Source organism: Paenibacillus sp. MY03 (assembly GCF_002165585.1).
GTDB classification, from domain to species: domain Bacteria; phylum Bacillota; class Bacilli; order Paenibacillales; family Paenibacillaceae; genus Pristimantibacillus; species Pristimantibacillus agaridevorans.
Window position 1 is genome coordinate 1 of record NZ_MXQD01000071.1, and the last position, 16,069, is coordinate 16,069.

Consider the following 16,069-nt stretch of genomic DNA (forward strand, 5'->3'; position numbering starts at 1 on the left):
TAATTGTTGAATTTTATTATTCTGTTTTACTTCACTGTTTCTATGTTCTGTTCCATTTAACTGTTCAGTTATTTTTGAGGAAAATGTATCAAAATCAGCCAATGCTTTGCGCTGTCTTGCCATGCGCCAATACCTCCTCCAAAATATCATAATAAGATTTTACGAGATGGTTTCCAGGATCGGCCAGAACAGCCGGTTGTCCTTCGTAGGCAGTAGCATTCGCGAAACGGATCGATTTGGATATGACGGTTTCGTACATATGTAAACCATGCTCAAGGCAATATTTCCGAGCCTTTGGCAGCATTTCTGAATGCAGCGTGGTCCGAGAATCAACCTTCATCGCTACAATACCATCAATGACCAGTTCAGGCCGATGCTTTTGTTGAAAATCTTCAACCACTTCGATGACTTGAATAATACCCGCAACGGCAAACGTTTCTGGTTCAAACGGTATAATGACGCGATCCGCAGCGGCAAATACATTTCCGGCAATCAAACCCATATCCGGCGGCGTGTCGATGAATATAAAATCGTATTGATCCCGGATGGCATCTAACGGCCCTTTCAGCAAATATAGCGGACGCCGGTACGTCTCTATGTCAGCCAGTACATCAAATACGAGAGTTGCCATGTCCTTGTTGGCCGGTACAAGATCGAGCCGATCCATTAAAGGCACCTTTACGGCGTCCATCGATACACCATCCACGAGCACATCGTAAATTGTTTCCTCGAAATGAGCAGGAACCTTCCCGAAAGCCATGGAAGCATTGCCCTGCGGATCGGTATCTATGATAAGTACCCGCGCCTCGGGCTGTTTCGTAACAATGGCCGTCGCAATATTGGTGACAAAACTGGTCTTCCCAACCCCGCCCTTGTTGGCGGAAACTGCGTAGACAATCGCCATACTTTCGACCTTCTTTCATGTAATAGTTTTCTCATTCAGATAAACTGTTCAGTTTTAGTGTTCAAGTTTACGTTTCAGTTAGATGATTCAATCATAGCATAGCCCAGTCATGTAGAAAAGCTCCCCCTCCGCCCCCGGAACGGGGGAACGCAAAGGGCTTGCGCCCTCTGCACACCCGCCCCCCGCCCTAAAGGGGGCGGGCCATGCAAGGGGTTGCATGGCGTCGGATAGCGTCGGCGGTCGGAACCGCTCGTCAAGGGTTCGCTAACGCCGCTGACGCGCCCTGGACGGCTCTCTTGCCTGCTTCATACGCGGCCACGGCGAAAGCCCCACAAAAGCCTTTATACGTTGCATGACATGGTATGACGTGATAAAATAACGGGTATAAAGATGTGAGTACGATGGCCACCACCCTTGTTACTGGTATAAGGCTTGCACGTCGAGCCGTATACTAAGAAGAGCCTTTACCGCAGCGAACGGTAAAGACTCTAAGGACCCGAAAAGCTGTGGATCACCACGGCGCGCGTGAAACTAAATAGCTAGTTCAAGCGAAAACCACCGTTTAGGCTCTCCAACCTACTTAGCGGTGGTTTTTCGCTTGCTACGAAACTTACGACGCGCCCAGCGATAGAGCTTCCGGATACCAAACACAAGGCTTAGTATCGTTACGATCCAACGCAGCACATCATAAAACGCCACAAGTGCGACCATCGGCGTCACCCCCTTTCGGGAAGCTGCGCCGTGGTCCGAAAACATCCACCACTATTCAAAGTCCATAGAGTCGATTATAGCATGTCCGTTCTGATCACTCTACTAACTTTCAAGTTCCGAACAGTGGATCTTCAGGAGTGGAAGAATCGTTCGGCATTTCAGGTCGGTTTCTCGCCTTCAGCTCGCGCCGATCCGGCCTCCTTTTATTGTTGTTGCTTATCCCCGCCCCGACCTTTCGATGCAGCGGAACGCCCTTGCGTTTGTAATTGCTCCCGAAGCTCATTAATATGATCATATAATTTCGTGATTTGCGCCGTTGCCTCCTGCTGCTTCGCCGTCGCTTCCGCGCTAACTTTCTCTAACTTCTCTTGGTACTCACTCCGCGCCTGAACTAACTCGCGCTCCCGCTGCACATCGAGCTTTTCTTTGAGGCGTTCCAGTTCTTCCGCATGACGCGCCTCCAGTTGCGCGATCCGTTCCGCATGCTGCTGCTCGATGCGCTGTTGTTCCCGTTCGAGCGATGCGATTTGGTCGGTTTGTTTCTCCGCTTGCCTCGACAGCTCGTCCACTTGCCGGTGCAGTTCCTTATTTTCGTCCATCGTCGCTTGAAAATCGGTGAGCTGTGCGCTCAAAGCCTTGTTCTTCTCCTCGTACTGCTCCAGGAGCAAATTAGACTTTTTGGTGTTATCCTCGTATTGTGCAATCTGCTTCGCTTGGTCGCTGTTTTCTTTGCTCAAGCGCCCGCCTTCATCCTTGAGCTGCTTCATTTCCATCGTCATATCGGCAATGGTTTGCTCCTGTGCCAGAAATGCCGCATTTCGCTCGGCCAATACCACCTCATGCCCCTGTGTAAGCTCCAAGCGCGCTGCCGCCTCTGACTGAATCATCATCATAAAAATTTCTTCGTCGCGGCGCTTGTGGTATTCACGTTCTTCCAGTAGCTTGCGATAGCCCGCAGCAACGCCTTCTTTGAGCTGCTGCATCTCGACGAGCTGCGCCATGTATTCCAAAAACTCGCCTTCTGTGGGCAAACCGCTTTCCGCAAACAATTCTTCAACCTTTTGTTTGATTTCAGGACGTACCCGGATCGATTTCGTGACGGTTGGCCCTTTTGTTGGTTCATTCATGGACATGCGCTTCACGCTCCCTTGTTTACTTTTCTTTATTATAACACATAATGTTTACTGTGTTTACACTGTTTACAACATATTTTGAATCGGATAAAGAGAAAAGCATGAACCGCCGCCGACCTCGGCCGCACTCCTCAACTCCTCCCAAAACCCCAGCCCAGCTATTCCTTTTGATCGAACCTCGACATTCTGTAAACTTTCGAAATCTCATTTTTCACCATGTTTACATAGATTACAAAGTAGACAGCCTTGAATCTGTCTTTCCATTATGCAAACATTTAAACCCTGCAAACATGGTATGTTTACACCGTTTACATTGTTTACAGAGCAAAAGGCGGACTCCGGCTGATCCGTTGAGGTAAGTGGCGACGGCGCAGAAAGCGCGGTCGCCGGGGTTTGGGAGCAGGCCGGGGGGTCCGGGGGGCGGAAAGCCCCCCGGCCGCGCCAAAAGCGGCGATCATGTGGGCGTCTAAATATGCAGGCGGCGGCAAAAATCCGGGTCGAGCGCCCGCAGCCGCTGGGTGGCCCGGCCAAGGGCAGCGCGCGGCATGCGGAGCTGATAGCCGTAGCGCCCTTGGGCCTCCAAGTCCTCTAGCTGCCGCAGCCGGTGCATATACTCGCTCCAGGCGGCTTCCCATGCCTCCATTTGCTCAAGGACGGAATGCGCCTGCTGTTGGATGATCTCCCGTTCAGCGGCCAATAAAAGGGGCTTGGTGGCATCCTGTATCGATACGCCCTGTTCGGCCAAACGCTCGGCTACGCGGGCGCGCCTCGCAGCGCTCAAGCGGCGGCTTGTGCGCAAATACTGCGCCCCGACAATGCGCCGCCCCTCCCAACCATAGCCGACCGCCTCGCGGCGATCCTCGCCGCTGCTGCGCCGTGTCTCGTAGCTCTGAAAGGCATGCAGCACGTCTTCCACGTCCGGCACAAACGGCCCGTCCTCCCAACTCACTGAAACGCTATCGGCCGACGAGCGCACGGAAAAGGTTTGCCCCGGAAAGGCGCGCCGCAGCGCCGCCCGGATTTTTTTTGCCGTCTCGGTAGAGCTTTCATAGTGCATCGGTTTTCCTTCCTTTCGTAAGGGGGGGTCCGGGGGGCTGTTAGCCCCCCGGCCGTGCTTTACAAAACGAGCTGCCGGCCGCTGGCTTTCAATTGCATCATGGAATCATAGAGCGTGCTGATTTCCTCGTACGCATCCTCCCAGCCGTCCGCAATGACCCATGTAATCGCCGCGCCGTCAAAGGAAATGACCACATTCGTTTTATAATTGCTCTCGTCCCGAAACGTGGCGTCGTACGTATAGGACAGTGCTTCCCCCGGCTCCTGCTTGATGTCGCTTTCCTCGAAATCGAACAAATTCCATTCTTGAAATGCCTTGCAAAAAAACACGTAATCCGGATACGTCACTGTTTGCATCGCTGCCCATTCCCTTCCTATTTGGATATGGGGGCCAAGGCCCCCGATTGTCAGTTGCCTTGGCTGCTATTCCTCGCCGTCCGTGAAGCTGATGCCCTGCATGTAGTCCGCGGCGCGCTGCGCCTTACCTGCGGCCAGTACAATCATGCGTTGATCGTCTTTGAGCGCCCGCAGCCAACCGTTAATATAGGACGCGCTGTTTTCAATGGTCGTATTGTCGATGCCGCAGACGCCGCACATCATGGCCGCGCCGATCTCGGCTATCAATTCTTCTTTGCTGTAATTCTCGTCACCGAATGCGGCCAGCTCCGTAATGCCGGACCGGTTCAGCCGCTTGGTATGGCCGGTCGAATGTACCAGTTCATGAAATAGCGTGCAGTAATATTCCTCGGGCTGCTTGTAATCCACCATCGGCGGAACGCTGATCATGTCATCCCCCGGCCGATAGAACGCCCGCCCCGGAGCGAAATGAATAGGCGGCCGGTCTGCATAGCCGGTTACAAGCCGTTCGGCTTCCTCAATGGGGTCATGCTCATACGCCGGTTCACTGTTCCGTTTGCTTTCCAGTCCTTCGCATTGGGTTGCAATATTGAACACCTTGTAATAGCGCAAAAGCGGTATTTTCTCCGTCTCGCCGGTTTCCTCGTCCTTCTTCTCCAGCCACTTCCAGAAAACCACGATCTCGCCTTTTACGCCCTTCTTGACGGTGCCGCCCGCCTCGGTAATTCGCTTGAACGAGGCATACTCCCCGGCGTCAAGCAGCAGCGCGTTAATGCCCCGATACGGCTTTTGCGTTAACCAGTTCACCGCCGCGCCGCTTCTCCATGGCCTGCGCCACGGCACGACGCCGCTTTCGAGTAGCTTTACAATGCGTTCCGTCACCATTTCATAAATTTTTTGACTCATGTTTTGCCCTCTCCTTTACATGTGGTAAAATAGAGGGGCGAAGGGGTTCGCAAAATTTCTTCGCCCCGGTCCGATTGCTCCCTAAAGCAAACGGGCCTTTTAATATTCGGAAGGTAATAAAAACGTTGTCGCGCTGCGGTCGCGTTCCGTTATAATCCAGAATTTGACGCCTGCCGCCGTGTGATAAACCGACAGCAGCCGTTCCCCCATTTGCAGCGCCTCGTCATTAGCAGTCCGGTCGTCATCGCAGACGTCGCCCCAATCGCCGCTAATATGCCGGGTCAGCGCGGATATGCGTTCATCCTCGCTGACAACTTCTAGCGCGCCCGGCGTGGTGTACACCTGCCCGAGCGGAAATAGCCCTCGGAAAACATGAATCCTCATCCCTGCTCACTCTCCCTTTTTCAAAGCTCGGTTGTATTCGTTTAGCAGCTCGTCCAATTCTTGCGACTTCAAAAGCACTTCTTTTGCCATCGCGCCTACCTGCTTGGCCAATGTGTTCAATTCCGCGCGCACCGCTTCGATTTTTTCGCGCAGCTCGTTTACTGCCCGCATGTTCTCACCTCCTTTCAGGCCAATATCCGGCTAAAATCGCGCGGATGCGGCCGAATTCCTTTGCTCGTCCATCCCGTTTTTTTCTTCTTTGACTTGACTTTTTGGCCCTGAAACCCTCATCCTGGTCCCGCTTGCCGGTCGAGCCAGCGCGGAGCGTCTTCTTTCAAGGTTTGGAGCGTAGGGGCTTCCTTCGTGCTTCCTGGTCTTGCGTATGGAGTTTTCAAGGAACAGGTACATCCTGTATACCGCAGCCGTCGCAGATTTTAGAGCATATCCGGTTCTGGCTGGCAAGGGTTTGCCCGTCAGGGATAGTCAAATTTTTTTGAGCGCTCTTCTCAAAAAAATTTGGCTACCCTTGCCAGCCACGGTTCGGATATGCTCCCATGCGACGGATCGGCTGCGGTGTACAGGATGTGGGCCTTGAAAAACGGAAGGAGCAAGGCCCGCGCGCGAAAGTACCCCTGCGCTGCCAGGCCGTTTTTGCTTCCTGGAACCCGCTTGCAAAGCTTTTGGCTTCCCCGACCTGCCCGAATCGCTTTAGGCACGATGATGAAATGGAGCGTCAGCGTAATGGAATCATGGTGCCACCCTGCCCCGTAGAGCCATGATGGGCGCGGCAGCGTAAGCGAGAGCGCCCATGATGGATCGAGCGTTACCCGCAGAACGCTTTTGCTCCCTGCGAGGCCCGTTAAAAATCCCAATGGAACCCGGCGTCTTTCCGGGGTCGCTTGGGATTTAGGGGCCGGTGAACCGGGGGAACCGTATTCCTTCATTCGGATTTTGATGATTTTGGATCCAATGGCCACAAAAAAACGTTCGGCTTTCCGCCGAGATCCACGCAGCTCTTTCCGGCTGCAGAAGATCCATTCCGCAAAAAAAGCCGAACGATCCGGTTCATGCCAAACGTGAACCGCATAAAGCTGCAGAACAAAAAAAGAGCCACAGCGCAAGGCCGAAGCTCAAAAAAGGGTAGAGTAACCGGAGATGACAAAACCTCCCCCTTGGTGCGGCATTGGACGCAAAGCCTCCCATAACGGTATACCGGTGGCCGTTAGCAACCCTATGCGTCTACTTCAAGTCACCGGCTTTCCGGAGCGAGCTGCGATCCGTTGGTGCACGATCTATTCGTCGAAGCATTGAACGGCCGTGTCCGGACCATCCGGATTAGTCTGATTTAGAAGGAGGCTGCGAATCTCGCCCCTCTTGCTCCCGGCGTTTGACTGCCTGCCGGTCCAGGACATACAACAAGATAAAACAGATGACACCGAAAACAAAAATGGCAGCTCTTCCGGCAGGAGACATGTTGAATAATAGTTCAGAAAACATCGCCTGTCCCTCCTAAAGTGCAAATGAAACGAATTGATAAGCGTAGTAGATCATTGCCCATAAGGTAAGCACGAGATAACCAACAAAGCCGGAATAAACGACAGCCATACCGCCATAACCCCACAGCTTCCAGTACCAAGCGATCGGTTCCTCCTCTACCTCTATCCAAACCGAACGCGGCCGGGGCAAAGTCCGGTAGAAGCCCCAAACATTAAGGTATGAGCGGTCTTCGTCATCGGACGCCTTCACTTCCCATCTTTTTGCCGCTTCGCCTTTGCCTCCCCCTCCTGCCAAATCGCGAAAAACAGCAGGATCTTCAACAATAGCAGCAGCAAGAGCATGTCTGCCGGTTTCGTCAAATTTGGAACCAGGATATTCCACATGATCCCCTCCGATTATCTTTTAAGTTACATAACCTAAGAAAAAACGAAACTTTTATAGTACATTTTATCTTATAAGATAAGTATATATCAAAAAAATTATCTTTTAGTAATCTGCATAGTTACGCTCAAGTTGCTTACACTCAAATGGATAGGAAGGAGTGTAACAACCGTGGCGTATACAACACTGCAACGGGTGGGCAATGCCGTCCGGCACACCCGATTAAGCCAAGACTTGACGCAAGAGGAATTGGCCGAGTTGATCGGAACCAGCTATACCTATATCAGCTCCCTAGAACGCGGACAGCGCAACGTAACCATTCAAACCCTAGATCGAATCGCGCAAGCTTGTCGAACCGACTTGTTCCGGATGCTACAGCTCGACGGACCGGAGGATGAAACCATTATTGAAATGTTGGCTCTCTTAATGAGCCGTGACCCATTGGATCGTAAAAAGGTACTCAATATCGCACGAGAAATGTTCCGGTCCCAATGAGGAAATGAGGGCGCGTTTGAAATCCCAAGATGTGGAAAGTATACACCAAAAGAACCTATGAGTTCAATTATACTTTAGTTATTTGAACTTTTGATACTCTCCAAGCGCATCATATCGTTGGTCTACACTTCTTAGTAGAAAGAGGTGAACGACCAACGTGAGTCATCTAGCCAAAACGATAGGAGAGCAGATACGGCACTACCGCACATTGAGGGGTTGGACCCAAGAGCAATTGGCGGAAGTACTAGAATCGCAAGGAACCTATATCGGCCGCGTCGAACGCGGCGAACAAAACATACAGCTTCAAACCTTGGAAAAAATAGCCGATGCGCTACATATAAACGTATATGCCTTGTTCAGAGAACGCGATCCGTTTGAGCATCTAAAACAGGATGAATGGATATGGCAATCCGTGATGCTCCTCAAAGAGCAGAACGTGCAGGATCAGGAACGAGCCTTCCGGGTTTTGCGTGAAATGTTGAAACACTAAAGGGAAGCTGCCCTGTTCGATTTCGGACATGGCTTCGCCCCCGGTGCTAAGAACAATCCCCCTACTGACTTCACTCCCTCGCCGCGACTCCAATAGATCGGGTACGATTTCGCTCCATCCCAACTGTCCGTTGCACAATCCGGGTTTCCGTTGTATAATATACAGGCAAGATAAAGTAATCGGAGCGTAAGCTCGCACCATGGGCAACGTGGTGTTCCCTGCCGGAGGGACCATAATTTCCGTGTTTACCGACCGTTTGTGTTGCCGAATGATATGGATTTTCAGCAATTAGGAAACACTTATATATAGGGATCGCCAACGATCCGCACCACCGGGTAGCGTGGTGTTCCCCGCCGGGGGGACCATAATCTCCGTGTTTACCGACTGTTTTTGCTACCCATCAGCTTAACAAGGCGGCTCTGATGTGGATACATCAGAGCTTTTTTTGTGCAAGGAGACATGATTCCATGACGCTAACACTCGAACAATTAGTTGCCCGAACGACCAAACCCTTGATCGCGGATATTAGCCTCCAAGTGCTTCAGCAGTTATACGAGCAATATCTTCTCCCCTACACGTTTACATATGAACTGGAGAACCATGAACCTGTTAAGCTGCACTTTGAAAAGGACAACTTCTGTCACCTGCTGGGTCTGGAAAAGATGGTCGCGGGAAAAATACGTTCTCAAGACTTGAAATTGTATCGGGGGCCAGAAGGCTGGGACAACATCAAAAACGGCACGATTGACCGGGATCATATGCGGTCCCGCGCAGGTAAACCGAACTTTAACAGTCTGAAAGGAAAATGGATCTATTTTTTCGCCATTCCCCGCATCCTCACATCCGACACAGCCATGATTAAATTTCATAAATTAGGGGCAGAATTACTCATATACGGCGGTTTTGATAATGCCATCGTACACCTTGGCATATCCAGGCGAGAAGAAACCGAATTTAAAACGTGGTGTCCGCGTACCATTCTGGAAGAAGGCAAAACACCGCCGCTGTACGGAACCAAACATATTGACGGGCAACCAACGCTTCGCATTGTTTCCTTTAAACAGGAAGCGAAATAAAATAGGGCATAAAACCGCAAGGCGCGGCTATATGCGCAAAGGCGAAGGCGCTGCCAGCTAATCGGCAGCGCCTTATTATTTAATGCCGTAACATGTTCGGCTCAACACGAGCTGTAATAACTAGGCCCGTCATGGCTCAAGGCTTGATGGCACGTATCGCGGCGGACACCAGGTATTGTTCGACATTTGCGCCAGGAATCCAATCCTTGATGAACGTCCGGGATTCGTCTTTAGGTTCGATCTCAATTTGGGTAAAACCGCTTTGCGCAAGCATGGCCTCCAGTTCGCCGATGGAGGAAGCTCCTGAAATGCACCCTGAATAGATATGGTCGATATCCTGCTTGATTTCATCCGGAAAATCGGCTGTTGCTACGACATCCGATATGGCCAGTCTGCCGCCGTCACGCAGCACACGGAACGCCTCGTCAAAAACCTGCTGCTTCGATGGGGACAGATTAATGACACAGTTTGAAATAATCACGTCAACCGAGTGGTCCTGAACCGGCAGATGCTCAATCTCGCCCAGCCGAAATTCCGTATTGGCAAATCCGCTTTTGCTGGCATTTTCGCGGGCGCGGCTGACCATTTCCGGTGTCATATCTACACCAATGACGCGGCCGGAAGCGCCCACCTGACGGGAAGCAAGAAAGCAATCAAACCCGCCGCCGCTACCCAGGTCCAGCACGACTTCTCCCGGTTGCAAAGCGGCAATGGCTTGCGGATTGCCACAGCCGAGGCCTAGATTCGCCCCATCCGGAACGGCTGTTAGTTCTTCTGACGAGTAGCCCATTTTAGCGGAAACATCCGCGGCCGATCCACAGCAATCATTGGCTGGCGTTGGCGTACAACAGGACCCCGCCCCTACATCCTGTAAGGCGATTTCTTTATACCGATTCCGAACGTTTTGACGAATTTGATCATTACTCACTTGATTCATGAAAGATCACTCCTTAGTTTTTTTATACAATCAACAGCAGCTCATAACGCAGCAAACCGTTGGTGTTGCACGAATGATTGGCCGTCGTTTAAAAAATCGGACCGATTGCTTTTGCATAACGTCTGACCATTTCCACGCTTCTCTAGCAGATCGTGCGATTTCCCTTTGGCGTTGTTTCATAAGCATTTCCGCAGCAAACCAATTGAGGTTCAAGTCGGTCCCATCCTTTTATCAAAAAATGTAAGCATTCAGTGTTTAAGGTGATGCAAAAGCTTTTTAACAACAAACTGCGCGTCCGGCCCCACCCCCCTTAAGGTGGCAGAAGCAAAGGAACGCTGCCCTTCCAGCCCCACATAATAAAGCCCCGGAACGTCACTTATGCCTGCTTGATGTATCGGTCTTCCTTCCGCATCCAGCGCGCCAATCGCTTGAAGATAGGGAAGATGCGGCCGGTAGCCTGTCGCAAAGATCACCGTATCCACCGGCTCTTTTGTCCCGTTCGGCCAAATGACGCCATCCTCATAAAAGGATGTAAACATCGGTTGTTGATCTGGTTTCCCTGCCGCTACTTTCTCTTTGTATCCGCCCGAATCGTTCACCGCACTTGAACTCGGCGCGGTTTTCCCGAATCTCCAAAATGGAAAGGTGTCAAACCCAATCAGTCTCACCCAAAAGTGCACATCCTGGCCCCATACCTTTTGTTTCACGAACTGAACCGGCCGGAGTACCGCTAAAGACGTCTTGCTCACCTCGGCCAGCTCAACTCCGATCTGTACGGCAGAATTGCCACGCCCGACCACTACCACACGTTGATGGATGAATGGCTCCGGATTTCGGTATTCAGAGGAATGAAGCGTGCGACCTTGATACACCTCCTGCCCGGGCAAAACTGGCGTATAGGGATTGTGAAACGAGCCGGTCGCATTAATGATGGTGCGCGCCCGAAACGTATCCCCTGCCATCGTACGGACCGTAAACCCTTCTCCATCCCTTTCGACCGATGCCACGCGTTGACTGGCTCGGACCGGCAATTGAAATTTTGCCCGGTAATCCTGTAAATAACGAATGACTTCATCTCGCTTGGGATAGCCATTCGGATCGCCGGGGAACTTCATGCCGGGCATCGACGAGAAACGTGCTGGAGAGAACAGTTTGAGACTATCGTAATAACGCGGCCACGAACCGCACGCCTCGTCGCTCGCGTCTAAAATCAGAAATCGAAGTCCTTTCTTCTGTAGATGATAGCCGGAAGCAAGACCCGCCTGCCCCCCTCCAATGACAATCGTATCCAATACCTCATTCATACCCTATACCCTCCGATTTATTTGCAATTTGCAAGTATTAGAGAAAAGAAATCACCCGATGGGGGTGGAACAGCAAAGACTGGATTTCGACATCGCTTCATTCAAAAGCTTAATGGAGCGAATGACCGTTTCTTTTTCAAAATCGTTCATGTGAGAGAAAACTTCAGCTAAATAAGCATTCATTTGCTGGTCAATCGTCGTGGCCACGTACTTACCTTCTGTCGTGAGCGAAAGCACATACACCCTACGGTCGTCCGGATCGGGCGATTTTTTGACCAAATTCATTTTAATTAACGATTGGATTTGTCGGCTAAAGGTCGTAATATCGGTCCCTAACGCCTCGGCTACCTGCTGAATGGACGGTTGATGCAGACGATCGATCTCGTAAAGAATATGGCTTTGCACTAAGGAAATATCGCAGCCACCCGCTGAACAGCAATGTTTATTGAGAAATCCAAAACGACGTGTCATGATTTGAAATAGTTCGCGAACATTTTCCACTGTGGTTCACCTCATAACTTAGTTATACAATAATTATTTGCAAATTGCAAGTTTTTTAATCGCAAATAGAAAAACCACTCGGTTGGAGTGGTTTCTAGCGTGCTTATTTACCGGGATATATCTTGTTAAGGGATTCCCTCTGTGATGGTTTAATATCAATGATGTTGCGAATGCTCTTCGCCTTGGCCTCGGATTCGTCAAGCGTATCGCTTAATCCCAAGGCAAGTAAAGTGCCAGCGGCTACCGTCCCGGTCCGACCCTTTCCTCCGCCACAATGAAAAGCCACTTTCTTGTTTTGATGAAACGCTTCGGTGACGGCCTGGATCGCTTGCTCAAAGGCTTTTTCTTGCGATCCGGCAGAGTTATCCGCTAACGGGATTTGAATCCATTTCGCATTGGCCGCTGGATAGGCGCATTCCGTCGCTTCGCCGCGCAGATCCACGATCACGTCGATACCTTCATTTTTCACCATCGATTCCACGTCCGTTGCCGCGCCCATAAAAATTTTATCCGGAATCAAAGCATGGTAGGTTTTTTCAGACGACATGGACTATACTCCTTTTTTAAACGATCCAAACTCAATCGGAACCGGGGCCGCTGGCGGCGCGCAGCACAAGGACAAATCCCTGGCTTCTCCGGCGGATTCGAATTCGGAATCTTTTTTTGTATAGAAAATCTCCCATGCGTTGCCGTCCGGATCGTACACCCAAACTTTATCCTGTACCGCATAGCAGCATGTGGTATTCATCTCGTCAATCAGCAGCAGTCCGCTTTGACGAAGCCTCTCCCCCATGGCCAGCACTTCTTCCGTATTATTCACTTGAAATCCCAAGTGATTCAGTACACCCTTTTGTTCAAAGGGGCGTACATTGAGCGAAAAATGAAGCGCCGGTTCTTCTAACTCAAATTTGGCGTAGTTATCTTTAATCTTACTCGGTTCCGCCCCAAAAAAAGCGCGGTAGAAATCAAGAGATTTGTTAAGCTCCGTGCAGTTTAAAGCAACATGCATTCGTTTGATCATCGTCGTCACCTCATTTCCCTTCTTTGACGAATTGTTCAATCCGGCTCTTAATCGAATCGCGAACGCTGCGGAACTGGTTCATGATTTCGTCTTCCGTTCCGGTTGCTTTTGCCGGATCATCAAAACCCCAATGCCATTTCGTGACGTTCTTGTTGGAGATCACCGGGCAATGCTCGTCGGCGTGGCCGCACAGAGTAATGACATAATCGGCGCGATTCAAAATGTCCGGATCGATCACATCGGAGGTGTTTTTGCTAATATCCACGCCAGCTTCTTGCATGACTTGTACCGCACGCGGATTCAGTCCATGTGCTTCAAGACCTGCGCTTTTTACTTCATATTTGTCGCTGCCTAGCGCGTTTAAAAACCCATCCGCGATTTGGCTTCTGCAAGAATTTCCGGTGCACAAAAAATAAATTAACGGTTTTTTCTCCATGGTGAACAATCTCCTTTGATTTCAATTCGTTAATCGCCTTGATGAACTCTTTTCGCTTGTTTACTTCTCATAAAAGTCTTCATGATCATTGCAACCACCACCAGGACGACCACAATCACCGCAATACATAGCCATACATTCACCTGTAGCGTCTGGAGAACATAAAGCCATACATAAAGACCGGTGAGCGTAATGAACAACGTGGGAATGGTTAACAGGATGCCGACTTTAAAATAATAGCCCCATCCGATTTTCACGTTTTTCGTGGATAGTACATGCAGCCAAAGCAGCGTGGCCAGGGAACCGATTGGCGTAATTTTCGGTCCTAAGTCTGAACCGATCACATTCGCATAGATCAGCGCCTCACGAATGAACCCATCGGTTTGCGTACCTTGGATGGCCAGCGCATCGATCATGACCGTGGGCATGTTGTTCATAATGGACGATAGGATGGCTGCAATAAAGCCCATACCTACGGTAGCCACAAATAACCCTTGGTCTGCGACCGCTTGAATGACGCTGCCTAGTGCATCCGTAAGTCCGGCATTGCGCAAGCCATAAACGACCACATACATGCCGATAGAGAAGATCACGACAGCCCAGGGAGCACCTTTTACCAGTTTCCAGGTATGAATCGCAGGGCTTTTTCTCGCCGCGAACAAAAAGGCAATCGCGGCAACCCCGGCAATAATGGATACAGGGATCGAGAAAAATTCGCTGATAAAATACGCAACAAGCAGCGCGGCTAAAATGACCCAAGATAACTTAAACAGCCGCATATCCTTGATGGCTTCTTTCGGCCTTTTCAGTTGCGTGAGATTGTAAGTATTCGGGATGCTTTTCCGGAAATACAGATACAGCACAATAAGGCTCGCAATGACGGAAAAGAAATTCGGAACGATCATGCGGCTCGCGTATTCCGCAAAACCGATGTTGAAATAATCGGCGGATACAATATTCACCAAGTTGCTGACAACAAGCGGTAAAGATGCCGTATCCGCAATGAACCCACTGGCCATAATAAACGGCAGGATCATCTTTTCATCAAACTTAAGTGCCCGGACCATGGCGAGTACAATCGGGGTAATAATCAAGGCCCCGCCATCATTGGCAAACAAGGCGGCAACCGCCGATCCCAGCAGGATGATAAATACAAACATGAGCAGGCCGTTTCCGCGTGCCAGCCGCGCCATATGCAATGCAGCCCATTCAAAAAATCCGATTTCATCCAGCACCAGTGAGATTAAAATAATGGCCACAAACGCCAAGGTGGCGTTCCACACGATGCCGGTTACGGTGCCGACGTCCGCGAAGCTGACCACGCCAAATAGCAGAGCAAGGATCGCTCCGGCACTTGCCGACCAGCCGATATTTAATCCTTTCGGTTGCCAAATGACAAAAAGCAACGTTACCAAGAAAATGAAAATCGCTACATAAACCATATGCTTCCTCCTGAACTACGTACAGCAATCATTGGTTTCGCAAACGGCAGGCTCAATCAGCGCCGCTTGTGAAGGAATTTCTTTTAGAATATCCAAAATATAAGGCTTGTCTTCCAGGCAGAGCGAATAATAAACCCATTGCCCTCTGCGCGACTCTTTGACCAAACCCCCGTCCCGCAGTTTGCGCATATGCTGACTGATATTGGGCTGGCTTGTTTTCAAAATATCCACGATCTCGCACACGCACAGTTCCTTCACCTGCAGCAAGGCTACGATGGTGAGCCTGTTCCGGTCCCCCAATAGCTTCAAGGCATCCGCTACTTCTTCTAGTTTGCTCAACTGCTTCACTCCTTTTAAGCGACGGGAATGTCCATCTCTTTTAGCAACCCGATCACTTTCTCCCGAATCTCGTCACGCGCTCTCTTCACGTCTTCCAGGCTGCCGCCGTCTTCGCCCAGCGGATCAGTGATGTTCCAATCGACGTTCATGATCTTGAACGGCACGATGGGACACCGCTCCACAACTTGTTCGCACAGCTTGACGATCGCATTCGACGATAAAAAAACCTTCATATCAATTTTTTTGCAGACATGCTGGGAAAGTTCGATACCTACCTCGCGCATGGCCTCAATGGTGTAAGGATGTACTTCGTCGGATGGATTTAATCCAGCACTCTCCACCACCACATGATCCCCGCCATAAAACTTGGCAAAAGCTTCGGCCATCTGACTTCGGCACCGATTTTGCCCGCAAAGGAAATAAATCCGTTTGACTTCCCGTTTCATTCTCCCACACTCCCCTGCCCGTTGTAAATAGCCATATAATTATTTGCTTATTTCTATTGTGATCATACACGCCAAATGTTAACGCAGTATCAACGTTGAAAAAAAGCAGCTCCAGTGAAGGAGCTGCCGATTGATCGGAACTTGAATATTTTAGATACGTTTGAGAGATAATCAAATATACATTTGAATATCTGAAAGGAAAAATGGATCTATTTTCTTGCTATTCCCCGCATCCTCACATCCGACACAGCCA

22 protein-coding genes are annotated in these 16,069 nt (G+C 50.3%); 3 read left to right on the forward strand and 19 right to left on the reverse strand.

Going from position 1 to position 16,069, the window contains the following annotated elements; all coding sequences use genetic code 11:
• Nucleotides 1–94: 94 nt before the first annotated feature.
• The 10 genes from B1748_RS33620 to B1748_RS33660 all read right to left on the reverse strand — a co-directional run bounded on the left by B1748_RS33620 (nt 95) and on the right by B1748_RS33660 (nt 7,329).
• Nucleotides 95–904, reverse strand: coding sequence for a ParA family protein (locus tag B1748_RS33620; protein ID WP_087572343.1), 810 nt, complete (start codon nt 902–904; stop codon nt 95–97).
• A 914-nt stretch (nt 905–1,818) separates the two neighbouring features.
• Complete coding sequence (locus B1748_RS33625) at nt 1,819–2,748, reverse strand: coiled-coil domain-containing protein (RefSeq protein ID WP_087572344.1); 930 nt, start codon at nt 2,746–2,748, stop codon at nt 1,819–1,821.
• Between the two features lie 466 nt (nt 2,749–3,214).
• Entirely contained in the window at nt 3,215–3,805 is a 591-nt protein-coding gene (locus B1748_RS33630; protein WP_087572345.1) for an LPD29 domain-containing protein, read from the reverse strand.
• Between the two features lie 59 nt (nt 3,806–3,864).
• Nucleotides 3,865–4,161, reverse strand: a complete 297-nt coding sequence (locus B1748_RS33635; RefSeq protein WP_087572346.1) for a hypothetical protein — start codon at nt 4,159–4,161, stop codon at nt 3,865–3,867.
• A 66-nt stretch (nt 4,162–4,227) separates the two neighbouring features.
• On the reverse strand, nt 4,228–5,067 hold the full coding sequence (locus tag B1748_RS33640; protein ID WP_087572347.1) for an ArdC family protein: 840 nt from the start codon (nt 5,065–5,067) through the stop codon (nt 4,228–4,230).
• A gap of 99 nt (nt 5,068–5,166) precedes the next feature.
• Entirely contained in the window at nt 5,167–5,451 is a 285-nt protein-coding gene (locus B1748_RS33645; RefSeq protein WP_087572348.1) for a hypothetical protein, read from the reverse strand.
• A 6-nt stretch (nt 5,452–5,457) separates the two neighbouring features.
• Nucleotides 5,458–5,622 carry an aspartyl-phosphate phosphatase Spo0E family protein gene (locus B1748_RS33650; RefSeq protein WP_087572349.1) on the reverse strand — a complete coding sequence of 55 codons (165 nt, stop codon included), beginning with the start codon at nt 5,620–5,622 and terminating at the stop codon, nt 5,458–5,460.
• A 335-nt stretch (nt 5,623–5,957) separates the two neighbouring features.
• A complete protein-coding gene (locus tag B1748_RS36630; RefSeq protein ID WP_143810445.1) occupies nt 5,958–6,323 on the reverse strand; it encodes a hypothetical protein in 366 nt (121 codons plus the stop codon).
• A 463-nt stretch (nt 6,324–6,786) separates the two neighbouring features.
• Nucleotides 6,787–6,948, reverse strand: a complete 162-nt coding sequence (locus B1748_RS37115; RefSeq protein WP_179215966.1) for a hypothetical protein — start codon at nt 6,946–6,948, stop codon at nt 6,787–6,789.
• Nucleotides 6,949–6,960: 12 nt separating this feature from the next.
• Entirely contained in the window at nt 6,961–7,329 is a 369-nt protein-coding gene (locus tag B1748_RS33660; RefSeq protein ID WP_087572351.1) for a hypothetical protein, read from the reverse strand.
• Nucleotides 7,330–7,500: 171 nt separating this feature from the next.
• Here B1748_RS33660 and B1748_RS33665 point away from each other — a divergent pair, with 171 nt between their 5' ends.
• The 3 genes from B1748_RS33665 to B1748_RS33675 all read left to right on the forward strand — a co-directional run bounded on the left by B1748_RS33665 (nt 7,501) and on the right by B1748_RS33675 (nt 9,390).
• The gene (locus tag B1748_RS33665) at nt 7,501–7,824 is read left to right on the forward strand and encodes a helix-turn-helix domain-containing protein (RefSeq protein WP_040304430.1); all 324 of its coding nucleotides are present in this window, start codon (nt 7,501–7,503) and stop codon (nt 7,822–7,824) included.
• Between the two features lie 157 nt (nt 7,825–7,981).
• Nucleotides 7,982–8,314, forward strand: a complete 333-nt coding sequence (locus tag B1748_RS33670; RefSeq protein WP_087572352.1) for a helix-turn-helix domain-containing protein — start codon at nt 7,982–7,984, stop codon at nt 8,312–8,314.
• Nucleotides 8,315–8,781: 467 nt separating this feature from the next.
• Nucleotides 8,782–9,390, forward strand: coding sequence for a PBECR4 domain-containing protein (locus B1748_RS33675; RefSeq protein WP_087572353.1), 609 nt, complete (start codon nt 8,782–8,784; stop codon nt 9,388–9,390).
• A 136-nt stretch (nt 9,391–9,526) separates the two neighbouring features.
• Here the strand turns inward: B1748_RS33675 and B1748_RS33680 are convergent, their stop codons facing one another.
• From B1748_RS33680 to B1748_RS33720, 9 genes are all read right to left on the reverse strand, one after another.
• Complete coding sequence (locus B1748_RS33680) at nt 9,527–10,327, reverse strand: arsenite methyltransferase (protein ID WP_087572354.1); 801 nt, start codon at nt 10,325–10,327, stop codon at nt 9,527–9,529.
• Between the two features lie 248 nt (nt 10,328–10,575).
• Nucleotides 10,576–11,631 (reverse strand): flavin-containing monooxygenase, encoded by a 1,056-nt coding sequence (locus B1748_RS33685; protein WP_087572355.1) that lies wholly within the window; start codon nt 11,629–11,631, stop codon nt 10,576–10,578.
• 51 nt (nt 11,632–11,682) lie between these two features.
• A complete protein-coding gene (locus tag B1748_RS33690) occupies nt 11,683–12,132 on the reverse strand; it encodes a MarR family winged helix-turn-helix transcriptional regulator (protein ID WP_087572356.1) in 450 nt (149 codons plus the stop codon).
• Between the two features lie 103 nt (nt 12,133–12,235).
• Entirely contained in the window at nt 12,236–12,679 is a 444-nt protein-coding gene (locus B1748_RS33695) for a protein-tyrosine phosphatase family protein (protein WP_087572357.1), read from the reverse strand.
• A gap of 3 nt (nt 12,680–12,682) precedes the next feature.
• Nucleotides 12,683–13,153, reverse strand: coding sequence for an ArsI/CadI family heavy metal resistance metalloenzyme (locus tag B1748_RS33700; RefSeq protein WP_087572361.1), 471 nt, complete (start codon nt 13,151–13,153; stop codon nt 12,683–12,685).
• A 10-nt stretch (nt 13,154–13,163) separates the two neighbouring features.
• Nucleotides 13,164–13,589 carry an arsenate reductase (thioredoxin) gene (gene arsC / locus B1748_RS33705; RefSeq protein WP_087572358.1) on the reverse strand — a complete coding sequence of 142 codons (426 nt, stop codon included), beginning with the start codon at nt 13,587–13,589 and terminating at the stop codon, nt 13,164–13,166.
• A 29-nt stretch (nt 13,590–13,618) separates the two neighbouring features.
• Complete coding sequence (locus B1748_RS33710; protein ID WP_087572359.1) at nt 13,619–15,031, reverse strand: arsenic transporter; 1,413 nt, start codon at nt 15,029–15,031, stop codon at nt 13,619–13,621.
• A 15-nt stretch (nt 15,032–15,046) separates the two neighbouring features.
• Nucleotides 15,047–15,370 carry an ArsR/SmtB family transcription factor gene (locus tag B1748_RS33715; RefSeq protein ID WP_049868158.1) on the reverse strand — a complete coding sequence of 108 codons (324 nt, stop codon included), beginning with the start codon at nt 15,368–15,370 and terminating at the stop codon, nt 15,047–15,049.
• A 14-nt stretch (nt 15,371–15,384) separates the two neighbouring features.
• Nucleotides 15,385–15,816, reverse strand: a complete 432-nt coding sequence (locus B1748_RS33720) for an arsenate reductase ArsC (protein ID WP_087572360.1) — start codon at nt 15,814–15,816, stop codon at nt 15,385–15,387.
• Nucleotides 15,817–16,069: the final 253 nt, after the last annotated feature.

Coding starts and splice junctions, on each gene's coding strand:
- B1748_RS33620 (WP_087572343.1), bottom strand. CDS start 904: ATGGCGATTGTCTACGCAGTTTCCGCCAACAAGGGCGGGGTTGGGAAG.
- B1748_RS33625 (WP_087572344.1), bottom strand. CDS start 2,748: ATGTCCATGAATGAACCAACAAAAGGGCCAACCGTCACGAAATCGATC.
- B1748_RS33630 (WP_087572345.1), bottom strand. CDS start 3,805: ATGCACTATGAAAGCTCTACCGAGACGGCAAAAAAAATCCGGGCGGCG.
- B1748_RS33635 (WP_087572346.1), bottom strand. CDS start 4,161: ATGCAAACAGTGACGTATCCGGATTACGTGTTTTTTTGCAAGGCATTT.
- B1748_RS33640 (WP_087572347.1), bottom strand. CDS start 5,067: ATGAGTCAAAAAATTTATGAAATGGTGACGGAACGCATTGTAAAGCTA.
- B1748_RS33645 (WP_087572348.1), bottom strand. CDS start 5,451: ATGAGGATTCATGTTTTCCGAGGGCTATTTCCGCTCGGGCAGGTGTAC.
- B1748_RS33650 (WP_087572349.1), bottom strand. CDS start 5,622: ATGCGGGCAGTAAACGAGCTGCGCGAAAAAATCGAAGCGGTGCGCGCG.
- B1748_RS37115 (WP_179215966.1), bottom strand. CDS start 6,948: ATGTTTTCTGAACTATTATTCAACATGTCTCCTGCCGGAAGAGCTGCC.
- B1748_RS33675 (WP_087572353.1), top strand. CDS start 8,782: ATGACGCTAACACTCGAACAATTAGTTGCCCGAACGACCAAACCCTTG.
- B1748_RS33680 (WP_087572354.1), bottom strand. CDS start 10,327: ATGAATCAAGTGAGTAATGATCAAATTCGTCAAAACGTTCGGAATCGG.
- B1748_RS33685 (WP_087572355.1), bottom strand. CDS start 11,631: ATGAATGAGGTATTGGATACGATTGTCATTGGAGGGGGGCAGGCGGGT.
- B1748_RS33695 (WP_087572357.1), bottom strand. CDS start 12,679: ATGTCGTCTGAAAAAACCTACCATGCTTTGATTCCGGATAAAATTTTT.
- B1748_RS33700 (WP_087572361.1), bottom strand. CDS start 13,153: ATGATCAAACGAATGCATGTTGCTTTAAACTGCACGGAGCTTAACAAA.
- arsC (WP_087572358.1), bottom strand. CDS start 13,589: ATGGAGAAAAAACCGTTAATTTATTTTTTGTGCACCGGAAATTCTTGC.
- B1748_RS33710 (WP_087572359.1), bottom strand. CDS start 15,031: ATGGTTTATGTAGCGATTTTCATTTTCTTGGTAACGTTGCTTTTTGTC.
- B1748_RS33720 (WP_087572360.1), bottom strand. CDS start 15,816: ATGAAACGGGAAGTCAAACGGATTTATTTCCTTTGCGGGCAAAATCGG.